The 25,950-nt window shown below is 72.1% G+C and carries 23 protein-coding genes and 1 tRNA gene; 15 read left to right on the top strand and 9 right to left on the bottom strand.

The features are described 5' to 3' along the window. Positions 1–10: 10 nt before the first annotated feature. Complete coding sequence (locus ABD127_RS09805) at positions 11–511, bottom strand: MarR family winged helix-turn-helix transcriptional regulator (RefSeq protein WP_344200616.1); 501 nt, start codon at positions 509–511, stop codon at positions 11–13. A 103-nt stretch (positions 512–614) separates the two neighbouring features. On the opposite strand from ABD127_RS09805, the gene ABD127_RS09800 reads away from it, so the two are divergent. The 3 genes from ABD127_RS09800 to ABD127_RS09790 all read left to right on the top strand — a co-directional run bounded on the left by ABD127_RS09800 (position 615) and on the right by ABD127_RS09790 (position 2,835). Continuing rightward, a complete protein-coding gene (locus tag ABD127_RS09800) occupies positions 615–1,970 on the top strand; it encodes an amidase (protein WP_344200613.1) in 1,356 nt (451 codons plus the stop codon). Then, entirely contained in the window at positions 1,967–2,737 is a 771-nt protein-coding gene (locus tag ABD127_RS09795; RefSeq protein WP_344200610.1) for a methyltransferase domain-containing protein, read from the top strand. The genes ABD127_RS09800 and ABD127_RS09795 overlap by 4 nt, the downstream gene beginning before the upstream one ends. Before the next feature lie 16 nt (positions 2,738–2,753). Further along, positions 2,754–2,835: transfer RNA gene (locus ABD127_RS09790), tRNA-Gln, on the top strand. Between the two features lie 103 nt (positions 2,836–2,938). Here ABD127_RS09790 and ABD127_RS09785 read toward each other — a convergent pair. Together ABD127_RS09785 and ABD127_RS09780 are read right to left on the bottom strand one after the other, a co-directional pair. Then, positions 2,939–3,103, bottom strand: a complete 165-nt coding sequence (locus tag ABD127_RS09785; protein ID WP_344200607.1) for a hypothetical protein — start codon at positions 3,101–3,103, stop codon at positions 2,939–2,941. Between the two features lie 116 nt (positions 3,104–3,219). Beyond that, a complete protein-coding gene (locus ABD127_RS09780; RefSeq protein WP_344200604.1) occupies positions 3,220–3,555 on the bottom strand; it encodes a YnfA family protein in 336 nt (111 codons plus the stop codon). Between the two features lie 84 nt (positions 3,556–3,639). On the opposite strand from ABD127_RS09780, the gene ABD127_RS09775 reads away from it, so the two are divergent. Next, a complete protein-coding gene (locus ABD127_RS09775) occupies positions 3,640–4,332 on the top strand; it encodes a CPBP family intramembrane glutamic endopeptidase (protein ID WP_344200601.1) in 693 nt (230 codons plus the stop codon). A gap of 108 nt (positions 4,333–4,440) precedes the next feature. On the opposite strand, the gene ABD127_RS09770 is transcribed toward ABD127_RS09775, so the two are convergent. After that, entirely contained in the window at positions 4,441–5,343 is a 903-nt protein-coding gene (locus ABD127_RS09770; protein ID WP_344200598.1) for an NAD(P)H-binding protein, read from the bottom strand. Between the two features lie 92 nt (positions 5,344–5,435). Here ABD127_RS09770 and glmU point away from each other — a divergent pair, with 92 nt between their 5' ends. The 4 genes from glmU (at position 5,436) to ABD127_RS09750 (ending at position 9,887) form a co-directional block, all read left to right on the top strand. Next, positions 5,436–6,878: a bifunctional UDP-N-acetylglucosamine diphosphorylase/glucosamine-1-phosphate N-acetyltransferase GlmU gene (gene glmU / locus ABD127_RS09765; RefSeq protein ID WP_344200595.1), complete on the top strand. Its 1,443-nt coding sequence runs from the start codon at positions 5,436–5,438 to the stop codon at positions 6,876–6,878. Then, entirely contained in the window at positions 6,875–7,873 is a 999-nt protein-coding gene (locus ABD127_RS09760; RefSeq protein WP_344200593.1) for a ribose-phosphate diphosphokinase, read from the top strand. The genes glmU and ABD127_RS09760 overlap by 4 nt, the downstream gene beginning before the upstream one ends. A 7-nt stretch (positions 7,874–7,880) precedes the next feature. Next, positions 7,881–8,834 carry a glycoside hydrolase family 6 protein gene (locus ABD127_RS09755; protein ID WP_344200590.1) on the top strand — a complete coding sequence of 318 codons (954 nt, stop codon included), beginning with the start codon at positions 7,881–7,883 and terminating at the stop codon, positions 8,832–8,834. Between the two features lie 63 nt (positions 8,835–8,897). Continuing rightward, positions 8,898–9,887, top strand: a complete 990-nt coding sequence (locus ABD127_RS09750; RefSeq protein WP_344200588.1) for a response regulator transcription factor — start codon at positions 8,898–8,900, stop codon at positions 9,885–9,887. Positions 9,888–9,897: 10 nt separating this feature from the next. Here the strand turns inward: ABD127_RS09750 and ABD127_RS09745 are convergent, their stop codons facing one another. The 4 genes from ABD127_RS09745 to ABD127_RS09730 form a co-directional block, all read right to left on the bottom strand. After that, positions 9,898–10,629 carry a hypothetical protein gene (locus ABD127_RS09745; RefSeq protein ID WP_344200585.1) on the bottom strand — a complete coding sequence of 244 codons (732 nt, stop codon included), beginning with the start codon at positions 10,627–10,629 and terminating at the stop codon, positions 9,898–9,900. Positions 10,630–10,677: 48 nt separating this feature from the next. Then, on the bottom strand, positions 10,678–12,093 hold the full coding sequence (locus ABD127_RS09740) for a glycosyltransferase family 2 protein (RefSeq protein ID WP_344200583.1): 1,416 nt from the start codon (positions 12,091–12,093) through the stop codon (positions 10,678–10,680). Between the two features lie 103 nt (positions 12,094–12,196). Then, on the bottom strand, positions 12,197–13,333 hold the full coding sequence (locus ABD127_RS09735) for a sensor domain-containing diguanylate cyclase (protein ID WP_344200580.1): 1,137 nt from the start codon (positions 13,331–13,333) through the stop codon (positions 12,197–12,199). Beyond that, positions 13,330–14,988, bottom strand: coding sequence for a sensor histidine kinase (locus tag ABD127_RS09730; protein ID WP_344200577.1), 1,659 nt, complete (start codon positions 14,986–14,988; stop codon positions 13,330–13,332). Before ABD127_RS09730 ends, ABD127_RS09735 begins: the two co-directional genes overlap by 4 nt. 198 nt (positions 14,989–15,186) lie before the next feature. Here ABD127_RS09730 and ABD127_RS09725 point away from each other — a divergent pair, with 198 nt between their 5' ends. Genes ABD127_RS09725 through mfd form a run of 3 tightly spaced genes read left to right on the top strand, consistent with a single transcriptional unit; the run spans position 15,187 to position 19,938 of the window. Beyond that, positions 15,187–15,855, top strand: a complete 669-nt coding sequence (locus ABD127_RS09725) for a 50S ribosomal protein L25/general stress protein Ctc (protein ID WP_344200574.1) — start codon at positions 15,187–15,189, stop codon at positions 15,853–15,855. Then, complete coding sequence (gene pth, locus ABD127_RS09720) at positions 15,852–16,418, top strand: aminoacyl-tRNA hydrolase (RefSeq protein ID WP_344200572.1); 567 nt, start codon at positions 15,852–15,854, stop codon at positions 16,416–16,418. The genes ABD127_RS09725 and pth overlap by 4 nt, the downstream gene beginning before the upstream one ends. Then, positions 16,402–19,938 carry a transcription-repair coupling factor gene (gene mfd, locus ABD127_RS09715; RefSeq protein ID WP_425545807.1) on the top strand — a complete coding sequence of 1,179 codons (3,537 nt, stop codon included), beginning with the start codon at positions 16,402–16,404 and terminating at the stop codon, positions 19,936–19,938. Before pth ends, mfd begins: the two co-directional genes overlap by 17 nt. A 140-nt stretch (positions 19,939–20,078) precedes the next feature. On the opposite strand, the gene ABD127_RS09710 is transcribed toward mfd, so the two are convergent. After that, positions 20,079–20,921: a helix-turn-helix transcriptional regulator gene (locus ABD127_RS09710; RefSeq protein ID WP_344200569.1), complete on the bottom strand. Its 843-nt coding sequence runs from the start codon at positions 20,919–20,921 to the stop codon at positions 20,079–20,081. Between the two features lie 122 nt (positions 20,922–21,043). On the opposite strand from ABD127_RS09710, the gene ABD127_RS09705 reads away from it, so the two are divergent. The 4 genes from ABD127_RS09705 to eno all read left to right on the top strand — a co-directional run bounded on the left by ABD127_RS09705 (position 21,044) and on the right by eno (position 25,856). Further along, complete coding sequence (locus ABD127_RS09705) at positions 21,044–21,814, top strand: SDR family NAD(P)-dependent oxidoreductase (protein WP_344200566.1); 771 nt, start codon at positions 21,044–21,046, stop codon at positions 21,812–21,814. Between the two features lie 119 nt (positions 21,815–21,933). After that, positions 21,934–23,778: a dihydroxy-acid dehydratase gene (gene ilvD, locus ABD127_RS09700; protein WP_344200563.1), complete on the top strand. Its 1,845-nt coding sequence runs from the start codon at positions 21,934–21,936 to the stop codon at positions 23,776–23,778. Beyond that, entirely contained in the window at positions 23,775–24,404 is a 630-nt protein-coding gene (locus ABD127_RS09695) for a nucleoside triphosphate pyrophosphohydrolase (RefSeq protein WP_344200561.1), read from the top strand. Before ilvD ends, ABD127_RS09695 begins: the two co-directional genes overlap by 4 nt. 174 nt (positions 24,405–24,578) lie before the next feature. Beyond that, a complete protein-coding gene (gene eno / locus ABD127_RS09690) occupies positions 24,579–25,856 on the top strand; it encodes a phosphopyruvate hydratase (protein ID WP_344200558.1) in 1,278 nt (425 codons plus the stop codon). Positions 25,857–25,950: the final 94 nt, after the last annotated feature.

The following is a 25,950-nucleotide window of genomic DNA, read 5'->3' as shown; positions in this document are numbered from 1 at the left end:
CGCGGTGTCGTCAGGCGGTGTGGAACGGGCGCATCAGGGTGCGCAGCGCCGTGGCCAGGGCCTCGGCCTCGGCGGGGGACAGGTCCTCCAGCAGACCGGCCTCGCTGCGCATGAGCTCGGCGATCGCGCCGTCGACCTGCTCGCGACCGGCGCCGGTCAGACGCACGAGCACGCCGCGACGGTCGCCCGGGTCGGGCTGACGCTCGACCAGGCCGCGGGCCGCGAGCCGGTCGACGCGGTTCGTCATGGTGCCGCTCGTGACGTGGGTCTGGGCGACGAGGCGGCCGGGGGAGAGCGCGTAGGGCTCGCCCGAGCGACGCAGGGCGGCCAGGACGTCGAACTCCCACGACTCCAGGCCGTGCGCCGCGAAGGCCTCCTTGCGGACGCTGTCGACGTGACGCGCAAGGCGCGAGACACGGCTCAGGACCTGCATCGGGGTGACGTCGAGGTCGGGACGCTCGCGGAGCCAGGCCTCGACGATCGCGTCGACCTCGTCGGGTTCGGCGGACATGCCGTCACGCTACTCCTCAAGATTCTTGATGTCGAGATTCTTGATCGGCTGTGAGTGACGACATGTCGGGACGCGCGAGGCCCTGCCGCCCTACCGTGGCGACATGTCCCTCGACCACGTCGTCGCCGCCGGTGCGGCCCACCAGTCCGACCTGCTCGCCTCCAGGGAGATCAGCTCGCGCGAGCTGACCGAGGCGACGCTCGCGGCGATCGCCCGCGAGAACCCGCGGATCAACGCCGTCGTGGAGGTGCTCGAGGCCGAGGCCTTGGCGTCCGCCGACGAGGCCGACCGGCGACGGGCCGACGGCTCGGCGGGTCCGCTGACCGGCGTCCCGATCGCGCTGAAGAACGACCTCGACGTCGCCGGGCACATCACGACGCTCGGTAGCCGGAGCGTCACGCACGCCGCGCCCGCGGACGGCGACCTCGTCGCGGCCCTGCGCCGCGCGGGTGCCGTGCCGGTCGCGACGACGACGCTGCCCGAGCTGGCCATCGTGGGCTTCACCGAGCCGGCACTCACCGGGGTCACCCGTAACCCGATCGACCGCGGCCGCACCAGCGGCGGCTCCTCGGGCGGGTCGGCGGCACTCGTCGCTGCGGGCGCCGTGGGGATCGCGACGGCCTCCGACGGCGCCGGCTCCATCCGCATCCCGGCCGCGAGCTGCGGTCTGGTCGGGTTCAAGCCGACCAACGGCACGGTGCCCGGCTCCGGCGGCTGGTGCGGACTCTCGACGCAGGGCTGCGTGACGCCGACCGTGGCCGACACGGCGCTCTACCTCGACGCCGTCGGCACGTTCGACGGGTCGTTGACCGAGGCCGCCATCACGGGGGCGCCGGGTGCGCTGCGGATCGGCCTGACCCGCAGCGCTGCTGCGGCCACCTCCGCCGAGGACCTCGACCCCGAGGTCGACGCGGCGCTCGAGCGCACCGCGGCGCTGCTGCGGGCCGCGGGCCACACGGTCGTCGAGGTCGACGTGCCGTACGGCCTGGACGCCAAGGCCTCGACCGTCCGCTACCTCGGTGGGATCCGGGCGGCGGCGGCCGGGGTCGACGACGCGTCGCTGCTCGAGAAGCGCACGCGCGCGATCGTCCGGCTCGGGGCGCCGTTCGGACGTCGGTCGATCGCGTGGGCACAGCGGGCCGGCGAGAAGTTCGGGAGCGCGGTGCACGACAAGCTCGGCGTCGACGTCATCCTGTCGCCGGTCATGAGCTCGACGGCGCTGCCGGTCGGCCGCTGGGAGGGCAAGGGCGCGCTCGGCCTGGTCCTGGCGATGAACGCGTTCTACCCCTACACCGTGCAGTGGAACCACGCCGGCGTGCCGGCCGTCTCGCTGCCAGCGGGCCTGGCGCAGGACCGGTTGCCGCTCGCGGTGCAGCTGGTCGCGCGGCGCGGCGACGACGTCCGACTCATGGGCCTCGCGGCGCAGCTCGAGGCGGCTCGGGGGACAGTGGACTCATGACCCGCTGGGACCCGGACCTGTACCTCCGTCACGCCGACGAGCGGGGTCGCCCGTTCGTGGAGCTGCTCGCTCGGGTTCCGGTCACGGCCCCGGCCCGCGTGCTCGACCTGGGGTGCGGGGCGGGCAACCTGACCGCGGTCCTGCGCGACCGCTGGCTCGGAACCGAGATCACGGGCGTGGACTCGTCGCCCGAGATGATCGACCGCGCCCGCCAGGTCGACCCGGACGGGCACTACGAGGTGGCCGACGTCGTGACGTTCGAACCGGACGGGCCGTACGACGTGATCGTGTCGAACGCGATGTTCCAGTGGGTCCCCGAGGCGTTCGACGTCATCACCCGGCTGCTCGAGTCGGTGCAGGAAGGCGGGGCGCTCGCGGTGCAGGTGCCCGACAACCAGGACGCGCCGAGCCACGCCCTGATGCGCGAGGTGGCCGCGCGCCCGGCGTTCGCGGAGCACGCCAGAGGCGTCCGTCGCTTCTCGCGGACCGACGCCGCCTCCTACCTGGAGCTGTTCGCCGGACTCGGCTGGCAGGCGGACGCGTGGACCACGCAGTACCTCCACGTCCTCCAGGGCGACGACGCCGTGTGGGGCTGGGTCTCGGGAACGGGCGCGCGACCGTACGTGCAGGCGCTGCCGGAGGGCCTGCGCGAGCAGTTCGTCGCGGAGTACCAGGCCGAGCTGCGCGACGCCTACCCGCAGCGCTCGTGGGGCACGGTCCTGCCGTTCGCGCGCACGTTCGCGGTGGCGACCCGCTCGGACCGGTAGCCTGATTCCCGCACGATCCCCGGTTGGTCTGCCGGCAGGGCCCGCCTGACTTTGAATCAGGACAAGCGACGCAGGTTCGACTCCTGCCCGGGGAGCCACTTCCACGAACGACCGCTCGCGAGTGGATTCCCGCCCCTCGGCGAGTGGATTCCCGCCCCTCGCGGAGTGAGTTCCCGCCCCTCGCGGGCCAGGTGGCGGGGGTCAGTTCTCGTCGAGGGTGCCCACGGGGTCGAAGGTGAAGGAACCCAGGTGCTCGCGGACGCCGCGGACGGCCTCGGCGATCTCCGGGTCCTCCAGCGCCTTCTCCAGCGCGCGGACGGCGTCCTGCGTCGCGGCGTCGCTGGTCGGGTCGATCGGGTTGGTCATGGCTCCATCGTCACCCCGTCCGGGGCGCACCGCCACCCGTCGCTGCCGCAAGATGTGGTCAGTTCGGTCACGAGATCGGTGCGAAAGCGTGACCGGAGTGACCACATCTTGCGGGGTCAGGCGTCGCGGGGGGCGTACATGATGACGGCGACGCCGACGAGGCAGACGGCGGCGCCGATCAGGTCCCAGCGGTCGGGCCGGAAGCCGTCGACGGCCATGCCCCAGGCGAGCGACCCGGCGACGAAGACCCCGCCGTACGCCGCGAGGATGCGGCCGAAGTTCGCGTCCGGCTGGAGGGTGGCCACGAAGCCGTAGATGCCGAGCGCGATCACGCCGCCGCCGACCCAGAGCAGCCCCTTGTTCTCGCGCACGCCCTGCCACACCAGCCAGGCGCCGCCGATCTCGAACAGCGCGGCGACGACGAACAGCACGATCGAGCGGGTCACGGTCATGGCTGGAATCTAGTGGCCGTGCGTCGATGCGGCTTCCCCCGTAGATTCGAGGCGACGGTGGAGCCGGACGAACAGGAGTGGTCGATGCGCTGGGTCCGCAGGTCGGTGTGGGACGTCGTGCCCCGCGACCAGCAGGACACGCCGGCCGGGCTGCGGCGCCGGCAGGTCGTCGTCGTCGTCACGATCGTCCTCGGCGCCGTGCTGCTGGGGATCTCGCTGCGGATCGAGCCGGGCAGCTCGTGGTTCTACCCCGCGACCCTGGCGCTCGCCGCGGTCTGGACCGCCGGTGCCTTCGCCTCCGGACGCCTCCACCTCGGCCGGATCGTCCGCGATCCCGCCGCCGAGCGGTCCGTGAGGCCGGTCGTCGAGCCGATCGTGCTGGGTCTGGCACTCGTCGCGCTGTTCGTGGTCGGCGGGCTGGTCGTGCGCGAGATCCCGTGGCTCGACGAGCAGGTGCGCTCGGTCGTCGACATCGCGAACCAGGGATCGATCGTGCTGCTGGTGCTGATCACGGCGGTCAACGGCGTCGCGGAGGAGGTCTTCTGGCGCGGTGCCGCCTACGCCGCCGTGCCGCGGAACCCCGTCGCGTGGACCACGGTCGCGTACGTCGTCGCGACGCTGGCCACGGGCAACGTGATGCTCGCGTTCGCCGGCATCCTGCTCGGCGCCGTCGTCGGTCTGCAGCGACGGGCCTCCGGTGGCGTGCTCGCGCCGATCCTGACGCACTGCACGTGGTCGCTCTCGATGCTGTTCGTGCTCCCGCTGCTGTTCCGCTGACGTGCGGATTCCTGGGTGAACCCAGGAATCCCGCGTCGAGCGCACGAAGCTTCGTGCGCTCGACGCGGGATTCCGACGGTCTCGTGGGAACCCGCGGAGGGGGCGGGATCAGGCCTCGGCGGCGCGCTCGGCGAGGGCCCGCCGGACGGCTTCCTCGTACGTCAGCGGCTCGCCCGGGACGACCTCGCGGATGCGCTGCTCGGTGACGACGACCTCGACGCCCATCGAGTCGATCAGGTTGCGGCCGGTCGTGGCGTCGACGTCGGTCACGAACGCGAGCCACTGCGACGAGAGCTTGGGGGTGAGCACCGGGACCGTGACGATCGGGACGCGGTGGCCCTGCATCTGCTCGGCCGCGCCCTGCAGCATGTCGCGGTAGGTCATCGCGTCGGGCCCGCCGATCTCGAACGTCTGGCCGATCGCGTCGGGGTGGTCGATCACGCCCGCCAGGTACCGGATGACGTCGTCGACCGCGACCGGCTGCGTCATCGTCGCGGTCCACTTCGGCACGACCATGGCGGGCAGGTTCTTCACGAGCTGGCGGGTCAGCTCCCACGAGATGCCACCGTGGCCCACGACGATCGCGGCCCGCAGCACCGTGACGGGCACCCCACCGCTGCCCAGCAGCCCCTCGACCTCGCGGCGCGAACGCAGGTGCGCGGAGAGGTCGTCGTCGTCGGCCCCGAGCCCGCCGAGGTAGACGATCTGGCGCACACCGGCCTCGGCGGCGATCGTGCCGAAGCGCGACGCAGCCTCGGCGTCGGTGCGCTCGAAGTCCTCCTGGTCGAGCGAGTGCACGAGGTAGATCGCGACGTCGACGCCGTCGAGCGCCGTGGCGAGCGACTCCGAGTCCTCGACGTCGGCGCCGACCGGTGTGCCCTCGCCGTCGTACTCCTCGGGACGGCGGGTCATGGCGCGGACGTCGTGACCACGCTCCACGAGCTCGGGGACGAGACGGCGGCCGATGAATCCGGTGGCCCCGGTGACCAGGACCGTGAGCGAGGACGACATGCCGTGAGCCTAGGTGGCGCAGCCCGCCTCAGCACCCCGAGCGTGCCGCCGCCCGTGGGCCCTCGTCGGCGTCCGTCCCTACACTGGCGGACGTGTCAGCCCACGAGTCTGCCCACGTCACCGCCATCGTCCTCGCTGCCGGTGCCGGCACCCGCATGCGCTCCGAGCGCCCCAAGGTCCTGCACGAGATCGGCGGGCTCCCGCTCGTCGGCCACGCGCTGGCCGCCGTCGCAGGCCTCGGGGCGCACCGCACCGTCGCCGTGATCGGTCACGGCCGCGAGCAGGTCGCGGAGGTCGTCGCGGGCCTCGCGCCCGACGTCCTCCAGGTCGTGCAGGAGCAGCAGCGCGGCACGGGGCACGCCGTCAAGGTCGCCCTCGACGCCCTGGCCGAGGCACCCACCGGCACCGTCGTCGTGACGTACGGCGACGTCCCCCTGCTGACGACCGAGACGCTGGTCGGCCTGATCGCCGAGCACGAGGGCGACGCGCGGGCCGTCACGATCCTCAGCTCGATCTCCGCCGACCCCGGCGGCTACGGCCGCATCGTGCGCGACGCGGCGGGCCGCGTCCTGGCCATCCGCGAGCACCGCGACGCGACCGACGTCGAGCGCCTGATCCCCGAGATCAACAGTGGCGTCCTCGCGGTCGACGCCGACTTCCTGCTCCGCGCGGTCGCCGCCCTGCGCGACGACAACGACCAGGGCGAGCTGTACCTGACCGACATCGTCGCCCACGCGGTCGGCGAGGGCCTGCCGGTCGGCGCCCACGTGCTGGAGGACGTCTGGCAGACCGAGGGCGTGAACGACCGGGTCCAGCTGGCCCAGCTGGGCCGCAAGCTCAACGAGCGGCTCGTCGAGCACTGGATGCGCCAGGGCGTCACGGTGGTCGACCCGGTCACGACGTGGATCGACTCGGCCGTCGAGCTCGCCCCCGACGTGACCCTCCTGCCCGGCACCCAGCTCCTCGGCGCCACGGTCGTCGCGACCGGCGCCACGATCGGCCCCGACACCACGCTGCGCAACGTCGAGGTGGGGGAGCGGGCCACGGTCGTGCGCACCCACGGCTCGGACGCCGTCGTCGGGCCGGACGCCACGGTCGGCCCGTTCGCCTACCTGCGCCCGGGCACGCTGCTCGACGCCGGCGGCAAGATCGGCACGTTCGTCGAGACCAAGAACGCCCACATCGGTCCCGGCGCCAAGGTCCCGCACCTCAGCTACGTCGGCGACGCCGAGATCGGGGAGGGCTCCAACATCGGCGCCGGCACCATCACGGCCAACTACGACGGCCAGCACAAGCACCGCACCACCGTCGGCAAGCACGCGCGCACCGGGTCCGACAACGTCTTCGTCGCTCCCGTCACGATCGGCGACGGCGCCTACACCGCCGCCGGTACCACGGTCCGCGACGACGTCCCGTCGGGGGCGCTCGCGATCGGTGAGGGGCGACAGAGGATGATCGACGGGTGGGTCGAGGCGAAGCGACCCGGCACCTCGTCCGCCGAGGCCGCACGTCGAGCACGGGAGAACCACGCGTGACCACCGAGACCACGACGGGTCGCTCGTCCAGCAAGCGGACGACCACCAAGAACCTCATGCTGTTCTCGGGGCGCACCCACCCCGTGCTGGCGCAGGAGGTGGCCGAGCTCCTCGGCGTCGACCTCGTGCCCACGACGGCCTACGACTTCGCCAACGGCGAGATCTACGTCCGCTTCGACGAGTCGGTGCGCGGCTGCGACGCCTTCGTGATCCAGAGCCACGCGGCCCCGATCAACCAGGCGATCATGGAGCAGCTCATCATGATCGACGCGCTCAAGCGCGCCTCGGCCAAGCGCATCACGGTCGTCCTGCCGTTCTACGGCTACGCCCGTCAGGACAAGAAGCACCTGGGTCGCGAGCCGATCTCGGCCCGCCTCATGGCCGACCTGTTCCTCGCGGCCGGCGCCGACCGGCTCATGACGGTCGACCTGCACACCGCGCAGATCCAGGGCTTCTTCGACGGCCCCGTCGACCACCTGCTGGCGATGCCGATCCTGACCCGGTACGTCCGCGAGAAGTACGCCGACCACTCCTTCGCAGTGGTCTCGCCCGACGCGGGCCGCATCAAGGTCGCCGAGTCGTGGGCCAACGCCCTCGGCGGCGCGCCGCTGGCGTTCATCCACAAGACCCGCGACGTGACCCGACCCAACGAGAGCAAGGCCAACCGCGTCGTCGGTGAGGTCGCCGGCCGCACGTGCATCCTGGTCGACGACCTGATCGACACCGGCGGCACGATCGTGCAGGCCGCCGAGGCCCTGATGGCCGACGGTGCTGCCGGGGTCGTCATCCTCGCGACCCACCCGGTGTTCTCGGGCCCGGCCGTCCAGCGGCTCCGCGACTCGGTCGCGTCGGAGGTCATCGTCACGAACACGCTGCCCCTGAGCCCGGAGCAGACGTTCGACAAGCTCACGGTCCTCTCGATCGCCCCGCTGCTGGCCCAGGCCGTCGCCGCGGTCTTCGAGGACGGCTCGGTCACGAGCCTCTTCAAGGACTGACCTCGCCGTGGCCCGCGTGCGCGCCCTCGGTCGCCGCGGGCTCGTCGTGGCGGTGGTGATCTCGCTCGTCCTCGTCGCGGTGGTAGTCCTGGCGACCCGTGGGACGCCGCAGGACGACAACCCGTTCGCCGGCCGCGACCTGTTCGTCTGGTCGGGTTCCGGTGCCGCGGCCGCTGCCGCGGGGGTCGACGGCGCGGACGCCGAGGCGCTCGCCGACCTCGCTGCGGTGCCGACCGCCGTCTGGCTGACCCCGGAGGCGCACGGCACGGGCGCGGTGGGCGCCTTCGTCGAGGACGTGCTGGACGAGGCGGACGACCGCGTCGTGGTCTTCGTCGTCTACGGGATCCCCGACCGGGACTGCGTCGGGGGAGAGTCCGCCGGCGGACTGGAGCCCGCGCAGTACGGTGCCTGGCTGCGCCAGATCCACGACGCCCTCGAGGGCAGGGTCGCGGTCGTGCTCGAGCCCGACGCGCTCGCCACCGTGGAGGAGTGCGGCGACCCGGACGAGCGCTACATGCTGCTGCGCGACTCCGCCAACCTCCTGCGCGACCGGGCGACGGTCTACCTCGACGCCGGGCACTCGGCCTGGGTGCCGGCGAAGGACATGGCCGAGCGGTTGCGCCGAGCCGGGGTCGAGGACGTGCGCGGGTTCAGCGTCAACGTGGCGAACTACCAGAGCGACGCCGACGAGCTGGACTACGCCGAGCGTATCCGGGAGGAGCTGCCGGACGCGCGGTACGTGGTCGACTCCGGACGCAACGGAGCCGGCGCGACCGACGACTGGTGCAACCCGCCGGGGCGCGTCCTCGGCTCGCGGCCGGCCGCGGTCGACGACGGGTCGGCGCTGGACGCGCGGCTGTGGATCAAGCCGCCGGGGGAGAGCGACGGGCGCTGCCACGGGGGTCCGGAGGCCGGCCGATTCTGGCTCGACCAGGCCGTGGAGCTTGCTGGCGGACTGTGACCACCGCCACAGCCGGGCGCGACCCGTGCTGGTCTGACCCCGGCTGCCGCTACCGTGCCCACCATGGATTCATCGACGGATCAGCGCATCGCCGTCGTGATCGAGGACGATGCGGACATTCGTAACCTGCTCCGCACGATCCTCGTGCAGAGCGGGTTCTCGCCGATCCTGACCAGCAACGGCGAGGACGGCATCGAGGCGGTGCGGGTCCACGAGCCGGTGCTGACGACCCTCGACGTCCAGATGCCGGGCATGGACGGTTTCGCGGTGGCCAAGCGGCTCCGGGAGTTCAGCAGCACGTACATCATCATGCTGACGGGCCAGACCGACGAGATCGACATCATCCAGGGCCTCGACTCCGGCGCCGACGACTACCTCGTCAAGCCGTTCCGACCCCGGGAGCTGCGCGCCCGGGTGGACTCGCTCCTGCGTCGCCCCCGCACGGTCGGGGCCGAGCCCACGGCTCCCGCCGCCCCGGCGGCGCAACCACAGGCCGCCCCGGAGCCGGCGACCCCACCGGTCGCCCCGACCCCGGCGCCCGCGACCGTGCAGCCGACCCCGGTCCAGCAGCCCGCGGCACCGCCGGAGGTGATCGCGCCGACCCCCGTCGCGCCGACGCCCACGGCCCCGCCGTCCTGGCCGCAGCACGCGCCGTCCGGACAGCCCGTCGCCGCGGACCCGGGCCCCGGCACGGCGGGCATCAGCCCGCCCGGTGAGGGTGCGGGCCACGAGGTCCTGGACTGGAAGGGCCTGGCGGTCGACCGGGCGACGCGGGTCGCGACGGTCGACGGCTCCATGGTCGACCTCACCCGCAGCGAGTTCGACCTCCTGGCCGCCCTGCTGGCGTCGGGCCGACGAGTGCGCTCCAAGGCCGACCTCGTGCTGACTCTGCGCGGCGAGGGGTACGTCACGACGTACTACGTCAACGACGCCGACAAGCGCGCCGTCGAGGTCCACATGGCCAACCTGCGCCGCAAGATCGGCGACTCGAGCACGACACCGCGTTGGATCGAGACGGTGCGCGGTGTCGGCTACCGCCTCGCGGCCGACTGACCCCGCACCGTCAACGGTCGGTGGTCGGGTCCTCGACGGTCGTCGTGTCCTTGTCGGACGCGTAGATCACGATCGGGATCTCGGCGGTGATCTCCTGGCGGTTGACCTGAGCGCTCCCCGCGGCGTTCTGCGCCCAGACGGTCGCCCGGAAGGACAAGGTGACCTCGCGGACCTGGGCGCCGAGGTCGCCGATGACCTGGTCGCGCAGCTCGAAGGCGCCCTTGGGCGAGGTGATGACCATCCCGTACAGCGGGTCGGCGAGGGGCTCGGGGTCCAGCGTCACCCGTGAGGCCTGCTCGTCGAGCCGGTACGGCTCGGTCCCGACCGTGTCACCGTTCTCGTCGGTCGCGACGGAGGTGACCGAGACCCGGTCGAGGAACACGACGCGCTTGGTCGAGAACGGGTCGCGCTCGCCGCGGTCGGTGTCGTAGGCAGTCATCGAGATCGTGAAGAGCTTGTCGCCCCCGGGGTACCACTGGTGCGTGAAGGGCGTCGCCGCGGTCGGGTAGATCGTCAGGACGTAGTCGATCCCGTCGATCACGGTCGACGACGTGAAGGTCCCGTTGTCGGTGAACATCGAGCCCGTCGGCTCGTCCGCACCCGTCGCCGACGCCGCCTCGGTCGGCACGGGCGACGGCTCGGCCGACGGTGACCCGTTCGAGCAGGCCGTTGCGGTGACGGCCAGGGCGACGACGAGGGCGGTGCGCGCGATCAGGCGCTCGGGACGGGGACGTCGACTCATGGTGGGTGGTCCAGTTCTGCAGCGAGGAGAGGGCGGGGGTCGGGCGGGTCATGCGCGGAAGCCGCGGTGGCGGCGCAGGGCCCGCAGCAGGAGCCAGGCGGTCTGGGCGATCGTGACGATCCCGAGCGTCGTCCACCCGATCACGAGGGTGTCGGACTTCAGGTCGTCCGGGAGCTGCCACCAGGCCGCGATGACGGCGGTCAGCAGGACCGTGACGATCGCGAACGGCACGAGGTACGTCGGACTGGCGCCGCCGCTCTCGGCCCGGGCCTGGAGGGCCCAGTTGTCGGTCTGGGAGCTGCTGGCGAACTTGACCCACGAGCGCGAGAAGTGGCCGAGCCGGATCCACATGTAGAGCTCGGCCGGCACGAGCGCCATCGCGAAGACGTAGTCCTTGCGGTTGGCGTCGTGCATCGCCAGGGCGACGCGGGCGTTGAGGAAGGTCGCGACGAGCGGCGGCACGAGCCACAGGGGGCTGAACTCGAACGCGTCGAAGGACAGGGCGCACACCAGCAGCACGATGAAGCCCAGGCGGGTGAAGCCGTTGACGACCATCGAGATGTTCTCGAACCAGCGCAGTCGCAGGTTGGGGTGGAAGGGCTGCCCCTTGGTGTCGCCACGCTGGCCGGGCCACATCAGGTCGATCGCTCCGGTGTTCCACTTGACCTGCTGGGCGTCCAGGGAGCGCAGGTTCGGCATCCCGCCCACGTTGGCGCGAGCGGTCGCACTGATCTTGGTCAGGTAGCCGGCGCTCTTGATCTGCAGCGACAGCAGGGAGTCCTCGATCTCGCTGTCGCGCACCCACGGGAACCGCTGGTGGGTCTGCTCGATGACCTTGTGCAGGGCCTCGACCGCGAAGATCGAGTACTGACCACCGAGCACGGCCATGTTTCGTCCGCGCAGGAGGTTCTGCAGGTTGAAGGCCGCGAACTGGGCCCGCTGGCCCGCGATCAGGAACTTCGCGAACCAGCCGTCGACGTCGGTGTCGTCGATGCTGTAGATCGCCGAGATGCCGCCGATCCGGTCGTCGTCCTCGATCTCGCCGACCAGCATCTCGACGGCCCGGGGGTCGGCGGTCGTGTCCCCGTCGACACCCAGCAGGTAGTCGAGGCCCTCGACGAGCATGAAGCCGTAGTTGAGCGCTCCGACCTTCTTGTCGGGGTTCTCGCCGATGTCGTGCACGAAGATCTCGGTCCGCTGCATCGCGGGGCCCTCGCCGCGCACGTGCATCCCGGCGTAGTGGCCGGCGATCTCGGCCGTCGCGTCAGTCGTGTTGTTGACCACGACGTGCACGACGTCCGGCAGGCGCGTCTGCGAGAGCAGCGAGTCGAGGACGCCGGCGATCGCGTCCTCCTCGTTGTAGGCCGGGATGACGCAACCGATCGTGGAGCGTCGGGTGGCGGGACCACCCATGCCCTCGAGCAGGTCGACGGCCCAGCTGGCATCTCCGGTGGGAACGGTCACCGTGCTGCCCTCGTCCCCGCGCTTCGTGGTCGCATGGAGACAGTCCACCAGCGCGACCTCAGGTCGGACCGCGGTCGATCGTCAGTTTCGGCTCAGGATCTGCTCAGGAGGAGGTTGGCGCGTCGAGGTCGCCGTAGGTGTCCCGGCGGGAACGGGCCTGTGCCGCAGCGAGCAGACGATCCAGGGTCGCCGTGCCGGGGTGATCGACACTGGTGCCGATGCGGCAGGTGATGAGCAGTGGCAGGTCGTCGGGACGCTCACTGAGACCGGTGCGCACAGCTCCGGCCACGCGGTCGATCGGCCGGCGGGCCCGAGCCGTCGTCAGCACCGCGAACCGTCCCCCGCCCAGGTGGCCGAGGAGGGCGAACGGCGGTACGTGGCTCCTCAGGACGCGGCCCACGTGGACGACAGCGCGATCACGGACCGCCGATCCGTACACCTCGGCCAGGTCCTCCAGGGCGTCGATCTCGATCCAGACCAGCCCGACCGAGGCGCCGGCGACCGACGACCGTCCGATGCGGTCCTCCGCGTCCCGTCGGAAGGCGGCGGCGCCGGCCACGTCGAAGTCGGAGATCGCGCCCCGGGCGTCGTCGCCCCACCAGGTCGTGCGCGCGTCCTCGGCGCGCAGCGAGGTGACGCAGAGCGCGGCCAGGGTGAACGCGATGGTGGTCCCGATCGCGACCGCGAGGTCGATCGATCCGTCCCAGTCGATCGTGTCGACCACGATCAGGACCGAGATCACGACGATCGTCGCGGCGACGAGGGCCATGACCGCCTGGAGGACCCGCGCGGACGGCCGCTCGGCCGCGGGTCCGCGCAGCGAGTCCGTGGCCGCGGCTACGGCGAAGGCGGCGGAGAACACGACGGACAGAGCCAGCGGCACCGGCCGGTCCGCGGCCAGGGGCACGAACACGACCGAGGCAGCGGTGACGGCGGCCGCGCCGAGGGCGAGCGGGAGCTGGGGCGAGCTCCCGAGCTGCTGCAGCCGCAGTCCCGATCGCAGCAGGCCGAACGAGAGCGTGATGCCGCCGGCCGCGACGGCCCCGAGGCCCATCTGGGTGCCGTCGCCGGCCAGCGACGCCGTCAGCACGCCGGTCCCGGTGACAGTGACGTACGCAACCGAGATGATCCGGCCGGCTCGCGTGTCGTATTGCAGGACGGTCGTCAGCATCAGGTGGGCCGTGATCGCGGCGAGCAGGGCCGAGCTGGTGAGCTGCGCCGTCGTGGCGTCGAGGCTCATCGGGCGCCGCCGGCGTCGCGGGGGAGCACGAGCACGGCGGTCGTGCCGCCGCTCTCCGCGCTCTCCAGCCTGATCGTGCCGCCGTGTCGTTCGGCGATCTCGCGCGAGATGGCCAGCCCCAGGCCCGAGCCGGGGACCGTCGAGACCACCGCCTCCGCCGTGCGGTGATAGGGCTGGAAGACCTCGACGTGGTCCTGCTCGGACATGCCGTGGCCCGTGTCGGTGATCGTCAGGGTCACGGCGGTGTCGTCGCCGGTGAGGTCGATCGTCACCGATCCGCCCTCGACGTTGTACTTGATCGCGTTGGTCACGAGGTTGTCGACGACCTGGCGCAGCCGGAACGCGTCACCGAGCAGGGCCTGGGACTCCGGGGCGTCCAGGGTCATCGCGATGACCCGGTCCGTGGCGAGCGGCCGGAGCGCCGTCACCGACTCCGTGACGACCTCGGCCAGGTCCAAGCCCGCGAGGGTCATCGGCACGGCCGTGCGCGGTGCCCGGCCCCGCGCAGCGAGCAGGTCGTTGACCAGCGTCAGCAGCCTGGTCGTGTTCCGCTCGGCGACCGCGAGGTGCTCGGCGGCCTCGTCGGGCATCCCCGGCGTGTCCGCAGCGAGCTCGATGTAGCCCAGGATCGAGCTGAGCGGCGTGCGGAACTCGTGCGAGACGGAGCTGACGGCCTGGTCACGCGCCGCCTCCGCCTCGATCGATCCGCCGACGTCGCGGAAGACGATCACGAGCCGGTCGATTGCGCCGTCGGCGTCGAGCACCAGTCGCCCACTGACCTCGACCGCGACCCGGACGGCGTCCGGGTGGCCGACCCAGTACGTCTCGCCGTCGATCGCGTCGCCGGCGAGTCCACGGGCGTAGGGCAGATCCTCGACGGCGACGGGCGTGACGCCGTCGAGGTGGTAGATCGGCATGCCGTGTGGCGTCGTCGACACCGGGAGCCCCAGGTGACGGCCCATCGCGCGGGCCGCTCGGTTGCTGCCGCGGTACGTGCCGCTTGGATCGAGCGACACGACCCCGAACGGCACGGCGTCCATCACGGCGTTGAGCACGCCCTCGTCACGGCGGGCCTGGTTGTAGGACTGTGCCGACCGTCGGGCCTGGGTCGCGAGGAGGCGACGCTGGGCGGCCTGGCGCTCGCTGGAGACCGCGATGACGCCGCCCACCACGAGGACCGTCACGTTGAGACTCGCGGTGGAGGCGACCGACGGGGTGCCGACGTTGCCGGGGTTGAAGCCGAGCTCGCCCAGCAGCAGAGGCGCCCACGCCGTGGTGGTGGCACCGACGATCCCGATCGCCGCACCGACGCGTCCGGCGTTCAGTGCGAGCCACGCGACGGGCAGCACGAGCAGGAAGCCGAATCCACTCGTCGGTGATGCCGCCCGGAGCTGGTTGATCGCCACGAGGTCGAACAGCGGGATGACGATGACGACGTACCGGGCCCAGGGTCGGTCCCACGTCGCCAGGCCGACGAAGGCTGTGACGAGCACGAGGAGCACCAGTCCGAAGACGAGGCGTGGCTCGGAGGTCGGCACGTCGGAGCCAAGCGTCAGGCCCGTGACGATGACGCTCGCGAGCAGCAGCGCAGTCTGGGTCGCGAACAATCGACCCGGTGATACCGGGACCCGAGCGGCGTCGGCTCCCAGCGGCATGGCGCCATCCTAGGCGGAACGGGGAGCCGCCCGTGCCGGATTTCCGAGCTCGGGCGCTGCTGCGGTAGGCTCGCCAGGTTGCCTCGGCGAGGGTCGGCAGGACCGACCGTGATCGACAGGGCGCTCGTACGAGTGCTGTGTCGCGCGCCCGTGGCTCACCCCCAGAACCCCGCATCAGCAATTCGAGGAGCAGTTCCCGTGGCCGACATCACGATTCCCGCCGAGACCCGCACGGAGTTCGGCAAGGGCGCCGCCCGCCGCATCCGTCGCGACGACAAGGTGCCCGCCGTGCTCTACGGCCACGGCTCCGATCCCGTCCACGTGACCCTCCCGGGCCACACCCTGATGCTCGCGCTGAAGAACTCCAACGCGCTGCTGACGATCGACCTGGGCTCGGAGAAGCACCTGACGATCCCCAAGCAGGTCCAGCGCGACCCGCTCAAGGGCTTCCTCGAGCACGTCGACCTCCTCATCGTGAAGCGCGGCGAGAAGGTCACCGTCGACGTCCCGCTGAACGTCACGGGCGAGGCCGTGCGTGAGGCGCTCGTCGTCACCGAGAACACCACGATCTCCGTCGAGGTCGACGCCACCGCGATCCCGAACGAGATCGAGGTGAGCATCGAGGGCCTCGAGGTCGGCGCGCAGGTGCTCGCCAAGGACCTCGTCCTGCCGAAGGGCTCCACGCTCGCGGTCGACGAGGACCTCCTCATCATCAACGTCACCGCGGCGCCCACCGCGGCCGAGGTCGACGCGGAGCTCGCGGAGGCCGAGGCCGAGGCCGGCATCGAGCACGACGAGCCCGACGCCGAGAACGGCGACGAGGGCGACTCGGACGATGCCGAGGCCGGGGACGCCGAGTCGGAGTGACCTGGCTGATCGCCGGGCTCGGCAACCCGGGCCCGGCGTACGCCACCACCCGACACAACGTCGGGTACCTGGTGACCGACGTCCTCGCCGCCCGCATGGGTGGGAAGTGGACGTCGCACCGCAAGAGCCGCACCGACGTCGTCGAGGGTCGCCTCGCCGGCGAGCGCGTCGTGCTGGGCCGATCGCGCTCGTACATGAACGAGAGCGGCGGGCCCCTCAAGGCGCTCGGCGGCTTCTTCGACGTGCCGGCCGAGCAGTTCGTCGTGATCCACGACGAGCTCGACATCGACTTCGGTCGTCTGCGGGTCAAGCTCGGCGGCGGCGACAACGGGCACAACGGGCTCAAGTCGCTGCGGGGTTCGCTCGGCACGGGCGACTTCCACCGCGTGCGGGTGGGCATCGGCCGCCCGCCGGGGCAGCAGACGGTGCACGACTTCGTGCTCAAGCCGTGGTCGTCGGTCGAGCGCAAGGAGCTCGACATCAACGTCGAGGAGGCGGCCGACGCCGTCGAGTCGCTCATCACCCGAGGTCTGGTGGAGACGCAGAGTGCCTTCAACCGCTGAGCCCACAGCACTGCCGCTGCGGGCCCTCGCCGACCGTGTCACGGGTCTTCCCGGGCTGACCTCCGCGCTGGCCGACAGCGCGGACGGCGTGCACGAGGTCGAGGTCCGGGGGCCGTCGTCGATCCGTCCCTTCGTGGCGCACGCGCTCGCGGGTCGTGACGGCCCCGTCCTGGTGGTCACCGCCACCGCACGCGAGGCCGACGACCTCGCCGCGGCGCTGGGCGAGACCCTCGGCGCCGACGCGGTCGCGGCCTTCCCGGCCTGGGAGACGCTCCCGCACGAGCGGCTCTCGCCGCGCTCCGACACGGTCGGACGACGCCTGGCGACGCTGCGCCGACTCGTGCACCCGGAGTCCAACGCCGGCGGCGTGGCCCTGAAGGCCGTCGTCGCGCCGGTCCGCTCGATCCTGCAGCCGCAGGTGCGGGGGCTCGCCGACCTGCGTCCCGTCGAGCTGTCGGTCGGCGACGACTACGAGCTCGACGCGCTCGTGCGCGACCTGGCCGACGCCGCCTACGCCCGCGTCGACCTGGTCGAGCGCCGGGGCGAGTTCGCGGTGCGTGGCGGCATCGTCGACGTCTTCCCGCCCACCGAGGACCACCCGGTCCGCATCGAGTTCTTCGGGGACACGGTCGAGGAGCTGCGCCAGTTCTCGGTCGCCGACCAGCGCTCGCTCGAGGCCGTCACCCGGGTCTGGGCCCCGCCGTGCCGCGAGCTGCTGCTGACCGACCAGGTGCGCGAGCGGGCCCGCCAGCTCGCCGCCGCCCACCCGTCGCTCGCCGAGCTGCTCACCAAGGTCGGTGAGGGCCACGCGGTCGAGGGCATGGAGTCGCTGGCCCCCGTGCTGGTCGACGAGATGGAGCTGCTGGTCGACCTGCTGCCCGCCGGTGCTGCGGTGCTGCTGTGCGACCCCGAGCGGGTCCGGGCCCGCGCCCACGACCTCGTCGCGACGAGCGAGGAGTTCCTGCAGGCCTCCTGGGCCGCCGCGGCGACGGGTGCCGAGGCGCCCATCGACCTGCGGTCCGCCGCGTTCCACACGCTCGACGACGTCCGCGCGCACACCCTCTCGCTCGACCACGACTGGTGGGGCGTCACGCCGTTCGGCCTCGACGCCGAGACCGCCGCGTCGTCCGCGGTCTTCGACCTCGACGTCGAGGAGGCGCCGGCGCTGCGCGGCGACCTCCCAGCCGCCGCCACCACGATCCGCGGGTGGCTCGCCGACGACCTCGAGGTCCTGCTGGTCGTGCCGGGCCACGGCCAGGTGCAGCGCACGCTGGAGTGGCTCGCCGAGGTCGACCTCGCGGGCGCCGACATCACCGAGGGCGGCGACGAGCCCGCGACCGGTGTGGTCCGCGTGCTGTGCGCCGAGCTCGCCCACGGCTTCGTCGCGCGCCCCCTCGGCCTCGCCGTCCTCACGCACGACGACCTCGTCGGCCAGCGCGCCGCCGAGCGGTCCACGCGCTCGATGCCCGCCCGCCGGCGCAAGCAGGTCGACCCGCTCGAGCTCAAGCCCGGCGACCCGGTCGTGCACGAGCAGCACGGCGTCGGCCGCTACGTCGAGCTCGTGAACCGGGTCGTGCAGGGCGCCGCCCGCGAGTACCTGCTGATCGAGTACGCGCCCGGCAAGCGCGGCCAACCGGGCGACCGGCTGTTCGTCCCGATGGACCAGCTCGACCAGGTCAGTCGTTACGTCGGCGGTGAGAACCCCACGCTCGACAAGATGGGCGGGGCCGACTGGACCAACCGCAAGGCCAAGGCCCGCAAGGCCGTCCGTCAGATCGCCGGCGAGCTCATCAAGCTCTACGCGGCCCGGCAGTCGACCAAGGGCCACGCCTTCGGACCCGACACCCCCTGGCAGCGCGAGCTCGAGGACTCCTTCGCGCACGTCGAGACGCCCGACCAGCTGGTCACGATCACCGACGTCAAGCGCGACATGGAGCGGACCGTGCCGATGGACCGCCTGGTGTGCGGCGACGTCGGCTACGGCAAGACCGAGATCGCGGTGCGTGCGGCGTTCAAGGCGATCCAGGACGGCAAGCAGGTCATCCTGCTCGTCCCGACGACCCTGCTGGTGCAGCAGCACCACGCCACGTTCGCCGAGCGCTTCGGCCAGTTCCCCGTCACGATCCGGCCCCTGTCGCGGTTCCAGAGCGACAAGGAGTCGAAGGAGACCATGGCCGGTCTGGCCGACGGCACGATCGACATGGTCATCGGCACCCACCGGCTCCTGCAGCCGGGCGTGCACATCAAGGACCTCGGCCTCGTCATCGTCGACGAGGAGCAGCGCTTCGGCGTCGAGCACAAGGAGGCGCTGAAGCACCTCCGCGCGGCGGTCGACGTGCTGTCGATGTCGGCGACGCCGATCCCGCGCACGCTCGAGATGGCGATCACGGGCATCCGCGAGATGTCGACCATCGCGACGCCGCCCGAGGAGCGTCACCCCGTGCTGAGCTTCGTCGGTGCCTACGAGGACCAGCAGGTCGTCGCCGCGATCCGACGCGAGCTGCTGCGCGAGGGCCAGGCGTTCTTCATCCACAACCGGGTGCAGAGCATCGACAAGGCCGTCGCGCGCATCAAGGAGCTCGTGCCGGAGGTGCGCGTCGCCGGGGCGCACGGCCAGATGAGCGAGACCGAGCTCGAGCAGGTCATGGTCGACTTCTGGGAGAAGCGCTACGACGTGCTGGTGTGCACCACGATCGTGGAGTCCGGCCTCGACGTGTCGAACGCGAACACGATGATCATCGAGCGTGCCGACGTGCTCGGCTTGTCGCAGCTGCACCAGCTGCGCGGCCGCGTGGGTCGAGGCAGCGAGCGGGCGTACGCCTACTTCCTCTACCCGCCCGACAAGCCGTTGACCGAGACCGCGCACGACCGTCTCGCGACCATCGCGCAGCACTCCGAGCTGGGCGGCGGCATGGCCGTGGCGATGAAGGACCTCGAGATCCGCGGCGCGGGCAACCTGCTCGGCGGCGAGCAGTCGGGTCACATCGCCGACGTCGGTTTCGACCTCTACGTGCGGCTCGTCGGCGAGGCGGTCGCGGAGTTCCGCGGCGACACCGAGCCGGCGCGGCGCGACGTCAAGATCGAGCTGCCCATCGAGGCGCACCTGCCGACCGACTACGTGCCCAGCGAGCGCCTGCGGCTGGAGGTCTACAAGCGGCTCTCGGCCGTCGCCTCGGTCGAGGAGATCGCCGAGCTGCGGGCCGAGCTCGTCGACCGGTACGGCGAGCCGCCCGAGGTCACCGAGACGCTGCTCGAGGTCGCACGGTTGCGCGTCGCGGTCGCCGAGGCGGGTGTCGACGAGGTCACGAGCGCGGGCAGCAACATCCGCTTCGCGGGCATCAAGCTGCCCGACTCGGCCCAGATGCGGCTGCGTCGGGTCTACCCCAAGAGCCTCTACAAGCCCACGAGCGACATCGTCCTCGTCCCGCGTCCGCGCGAGGCCCAGGTCGGCGGCAAGCCGCTGGCCGGCCGCGAGCTCCTGGAGTGGACCCGCACGGTCATCCAGACCCTCGCCGCCTGACCCCACCCACCCGTGGGGCGGTGAGCTAGTCGCCCATCGCCGTGGTGCGCGGTGAGCTAGTCGCCTCCCGAGACGGCTGAAAGGCGACTGTCTCACCGCTCGGGGTGCGGATAGGCGACTAGCTCACCGCCCGCCGGGGGTCAGGGGGTGGTGAGGCGCTGGGTGCCGACCACGCCGAGGAGGGCGAGCTTCTCGGCGTCCTCGGAGCCGGGGCGTGCGGTGAACACCAGCAGCCGCTGGCCCGTCTCGGTGTCGAGCAGCGACTCGCACTCGAGCTCCAGCGGCCCGATCTCGCGGTGCACGAAACGCTTGGTCTGGGTGTGCTTCTCGTCGACGTCGTGCTGCGCCCAGACCTCGCGGAACTCCGCGCTCTCACGCGTCAGCGCCGCCACGATCTCCGCCGCCCGCGAGCGTGGGCCCGCGGTCGCCGCGGCCGACCGCAGCTCCGCCGTGAAGATTCCCCCGCGGAGCGGGTGGTCGGCGGCGGGGTAGACGTCGCGGCTCGCCGGATCGGTGTACCAGCGGTAGACCGTCGAGCGCGCGAGCCCGGTGAACGACGTCTGGTCGCCGAGCAGCGCGACCGCCATCGGGTTCTGCACCAGGGTCTCGCCGGTCGAGGTGACGACCTGGGCAGGTGTGTCCGTGAGCCGATCGAGGATCCGCTGCACGCCGGGCGCGACGTGGTCGCTCGTGGGAAGGCGCGCGGGAGCCGCGTGCCCGGCGAGGCGGAACAGGTGGTCGCGCTCGGGCAGGTCGAGCCGCAGGGCCCGGGCGAGCGCGCCGACGATCTGGGTCGACGGCTGCGGGCCGCGCCGCTGCTCGAGCCGGCTGTAGTAGTCGGTCGACATGCCGGCCAGGGCAGCCACCTCCTCGCGACGCAGCCCCGCGGTGCGGCGTCGCGCGCCACGGACGGTGCCGACGTCCTCCGGCTGCAGCGCCTCGCGGCGCGTCCGCAGGAAGTCGGCGAGCTGTTCGCGGTCCATTCCCCCATTCTCCCCCGCCGACCCGCGCGCATCCAGGGATCCGCGATCCAGGGATGAGGCGTGCCTGGTGCGGCCAGATCGGCGGTCGCAGGCTGGAGGCACATCGATCGGAAGGAACTCCCATGACGCGCCCCTCCTCTCGCACTGCCCTCATCACCGGCGGCAACCGGGGCCTCGGCCGCGCCGCCGCGCTCGCCCTGGCCGCCGACGGCACCGACGTCGTCCTGACCTACCGCGGCAACGCCGACGAGGCGACCGCCGTGGTCGGCGAGGTCGAGGCGCTCGGCCGTCGCGCCGCAGCGCTGCAGCTCGACACCACGGTGCCCGGCTCGTTCGCCGCCTTCGCCGAGACGCTCGCCGCGACCCTGCAGGACGTCTTCGGCCGCGAGACCTTCGACGTCCTGGTCAACAACGCGGGGTACGCCGGCTGGACCCCGTTCGGCGAGATGACCGAGGAGGTCCTCGACGAGCTCCTGGCCGTGCACGTCAAGGGCCCGATCCTGCTGACCGAGCTGCTCGCTCCGTCCGTCGCGGACGGGGGACGCATCGTGTTCGTCTCGACCGGCCTGACCCGGTTCGTCGCGAACCCGGCCTACTCCGCCTACGCCTCGGCGAAGGGCGCGATCGAGGTGTACACGAAGTACGCCGCGAAGGCGCTCGGCGCCCGCGCGATCACGGTCAACGTCCTCGCGCCTGGCGCCACGGCGACCGACTTCGCGGGCGGTGTCATCCGCGACGACGAGGACTACCGCGCGATGATCTCCGGCCTCGTCGCCTTCGGCCGGATCGGCGAGCCCGACGACATCGGTGGGGCCGTCCGCGCGATCGCGTCCGAGAGCGCCGGCTGGGTCACGGGCCAGCGCATCGAGGCCTCCGGCGGCCAGGCCCTCTGACCCGCCGTCGGGCGGTGACCAGGCGTCCGTTGCGGCAGAAGAAACGGACGCCAGCTCACCGCCCAAGGGGAGGAACGGCCTCAATCTCACCGCCCAGGGGGCGGGTGGAGAATGTGGGCATGCCAGAACTGCGCTCCCGCACGTCCACCCACGGACGCATGATGGCCGGCGCTCGCTCCCTGTGGCGGGCCACCGGCATGACCGACGACGACTTCGGCAAGCCGATCGTCGCGATCGCGAACAGCTTCACCCAGTTCGTCCCCGGCCACGTCCACCTGAAGGACATGGGCCAGCTCGTCGCCGGCTCGATCGCCGAGGCCGGTGGCGTGGGCCGCGAGTTCAACACGATCGCGGTCGACGACGGCATCGCGATGGGTCACAGCGGCATGCTGTACTCGCTGCCCAGCCGCGAGCTCATCGCCGACGCGGTCGAGTACATGGTCAACGCGCACTGCGCCGACGTGCTGGTCTGCATCTCGAACTGCGACAAGATCACGCCCGGCATGCTGCTGGCGGCCCTGCGCCTCAACATCCCCACGGTCTTCGTCTCCGGCGGGCCGATGGAGGCCGGCAAGACGGTGGCCGTCGACGGCGTGGTGCACGAGAAGCTCGACCTGATCGACGCGATGATCGCGGCCTCGAACGACGACGTCAGCGACGAGCGGCTCTCCGAGATCGAGAAGGCCGCGTGCCCCACGTGCGGCTCCTGCTCGGGCATGTTCACGGCGAACTCGATGAACTGCCTGACCGAGGCGATCGGCCTGGCGCTGCCGGGCAACGGTTCGACGCTGGCCACGCACGCCGCCCGCAAGGACCTGTTCCTGGAGGCCGGCCGCGTCGCCGTCGACCTCGCGAACCGCTACTACGGCAAGGACGACGAGTCCGTCCTGCCCCGCAACATCGCCTCGCGCGCGGCGTTCGACAACGCCGTGGCGCTCGACGTCGCGATGGGCGGCTCGACCAACACGATCCTGCACCTGCTGGCCGCGGCCCGGGAGGCCGAGCTCGACTTCCAGGTCGCCGACATCGACGCCATCAGCCGCCGGGTCCCGTGCCTGTCGAAGGTGGCCCCGAACAGCCAGAAGTTCCACATGGAGGACGTCCACCGCGCTGGTGGCATCCCGGCCCTCATGGGCGAGCTCGACCGCGCCGGTCTGCTGCGCCGGGACGTGCACTCGATCCACTCCGAGAACCTCGACACGTGGCTCGGCGCCTGGGACATCCGCAGCGGCACCGCCACGCAGCAGGCGCTCGAGCTGTTCCACGCGGCGCCCGGCGGGGTGCGCACGACCGAGGCGTTCTCGACCGAGAACCGCTGGTCGACGCTCGACACCGACGCCGCCGAGGGATGCATCCGCGACCTCGAGCACGCCTACACCGCCGACGGCGGGCTGGCGATCCTCGCGGGCAACATCGCCCCGGACGGCTGCGTCGTCAAGACCGCCGGCGTCCCCGAGGAGGTCTGGACCTTCACCGGATCGGCCCGGGTCTACGAGTCCCAGGACGACGCGGTCTCCGGCATCCTCAACAAGGAGGTCGTGGCGGGTGACGTCGTCGTGATCCGTTACGAGGGCCCCAAGGGTGGCCCCGGCATGCAGGAGATGCTCTACCCGACCTCGTTCCTGAAGGGCCGCGGCCTGGGGCAGGCGTGCGCGCTGATCACCGACGGTCGCTTCTCCGGCGGCACGTCGGGTCTGTCGATCGGGCACGTCTCGCCGGAGGCCGCGTCGGGCGGCCTCATCGCGCTGGTCGAGACCGGCGACGAGATCGCGATCGACATCCCGAACCGCTCGATCTCGCTCGTCGTCGACGACGCCGAGCTCGAGCGTCGCCGCGAGGCGCAGGAGGCGCGGGAGAAGCCGTACACCCCGGTCGACCGCGTGCGCCCGGTCTCGGCCGCGCTGCGGGCCTACGCCTCGATGGCGACCTCGGCCTCCGACGGCGCGTACCGCCTCGTGCCGTGAGCGAGCCGCCGCAGGGGCACGCACTGCTCGAGCTGGTCGAGGTCATGGACCGGCTGCGCCGCGAGTGCGCCTGGACCGCGGAGCAGACCCACGAGACGCTGGCGCGGTACGTGCTGGAGGAGACGCACGAGGTGCTCGAGGCGCTCGACTCCGGCGACCGGACCGCGCTGCGCGACGAGCTGGGCGACCTCCTGATGCAGGTCGTGTTCCACGCGCGCATCGCCGAGGAGGCCGGTGACGAGCGGTTCGACGTCGACGACGTCGCGCGCGGCATCGCCGACAAGCTGCGTCGCCGCAACCCGCACGTCTTCGGCGACGGCGAGGCCCGCACGCCCGACGAGATCGATGCGGCGTGGCAGGCCGTCAAGGCGCAGGAGAAGGCCGAGCGCGGGGGAGCGGCGTCGGTCCACGACGGCATCCCGGCGACCCTGCCCGCCCTGGCCTACGCCGACAAGGTGCTGAAGCGCCTGGGCGACGCCCCGCTGTCAGAGCTGGGGGTGACGGGTGCCGACCTCGGATCACGCCTCCTGGCCCTCGTGGCCGAGGCCCGTGCCCAGGGCGTCGACGCCGAGGAGGCCCTGCGCCGCACCGTCCGCGCCCTCCCGGACACCCCTATCGGTGGCTGACGTGCACCCGTCGAGGCTGCTCGTAGGGCGCGGTCGACCCTCCGCCCCCTGAGGTGCGAGGTACGAGCCTCGAAGGGGGTTCGTCCTCTCACGGACGGTCGAGCCTCTCCGGCCCGGGAACCTCGGGGCCCTAGGCTGGACCCCGCACGTCACACCCCTTCTCTGAGGAGACCCATGGCCAGCATCGAAGCCGTCGGAGCACGCGAGATCCTCGACTCGCGCGGCAACCCCACCGTGGAGGTCGAGGTGGCCCTCGACGACGGCAGCATCGGCCGTGCCGCGGTCCCGTCAGGCGCCTCGACCGGCCAGTTCGAGGCCGTCGAGCTGCGTGACGGTGGCGACCGCTACGTCGGCAAGGGCGTCCTCAAGGCCGTCGCCGCCGTCAACGGCGAGCTCGGCGAGGCCATCGAGGGCTTCGACGCCGACGACCAGCGCGCGATCGACAACGCCCTGCGCGACCTCGACGGCACGCCCAACAAGGCCACGTTCGGCGCCAACGCGATCCTCGGCATCTCGCTCGCGACGGCCCACGCGGCCGCCGAGTCGGCCGGCCTGCCTCTGTTCCGCTACGTCGGCGGGCCCAACGCGCACGTCCTGCCCGTGCCGATGATGAACATCCTCAACGGTGGCGCCCACGCCGACTCGAACGTCGACATCCAGGAGTTCATGATCGCGCCGATCGGCGCCCCGACCTTCGCCGAGGCCCTGCGCCAGGGCGCCGAGGTCTACCACGCGCTGAAGGGCGTCCTGAAGTCCGACGGCCTGTCGACGGGCCTCGGCGACGAGGGCGGCTTCGCGCCCGACCTGTCGTCGAACCGCGCCGCGCTCGACCTGATCGCGAAGGCCGTCGAGAAGACGGGTCTGAAGCTCGGCACCGACATCGCGCTGGCGCTCGACGTCGCCGCCACCGAGCTCTACGCCGACGGCTCGTACACCTTCGAGGGTGCGACCAAGAGCGCCGAGGAGATGTCGGCCTACTACGCCGAGCTCGTCGCCGCCTACCCGATCGTCTCGATCGAGGACCCGCTCGACGAGGAGGACTGGGCCGGCTGGATCGGCCTGACCGCCGACCTCGGCGACCAGGTCCAGCTCGTCGGCGACGACCTGTTCGTCACCAACGTGGAGCGCCTGTCGCGCGGCATCACCGAGCGCGCGGCCAACTCGATGCTCGTCAAGGTCAACCAGATCGGTTCGCTCAGCGAGACCCTCGACGCCGTCGAGCTCGCCCACCGTGCCGGGTTCACCAACATGATGAGCCACCGCTCGGGCGAGACCGAGGACACGACGATCGCCGACCTCGCGGTCGCGACGAACTGCGGCCAGATCAAGACCGGCGCCCCGGCCCGGTCGGACCGCGTGGCCAAGTACAACCAGCTGCTGCGCATCGAGGAGCTGCTCGGCTCGGCCGCCAGCTACGCCGGCGCGTCGGCCTTCCCGCGTCTGTCGCTCTGAGCTGATGGCGGGATCGCGCGGGTCGTCGGGGCCGGGCCGGGGCAAGTCCTCGGGCCCGTCCTCGCGCCCGCGCGGCTCCGCGTCCGGGCGGGCG

It is taken from the genome of Aeromicrobium alkaliterrae, assembly GCF_039529015.1.
GTDB lineage: Bacteria > Actinomycetota > Actinomycetes > Propionibacteriales > Nocardioidaceae > Aeromicrobium > Aeromicrobium alkaliterrae.
The sequence above is the reverse complement of the archived record's forward strand: the minus strand, read 5'-3'. Positions and strand labels throughout refer to the sequence as shown.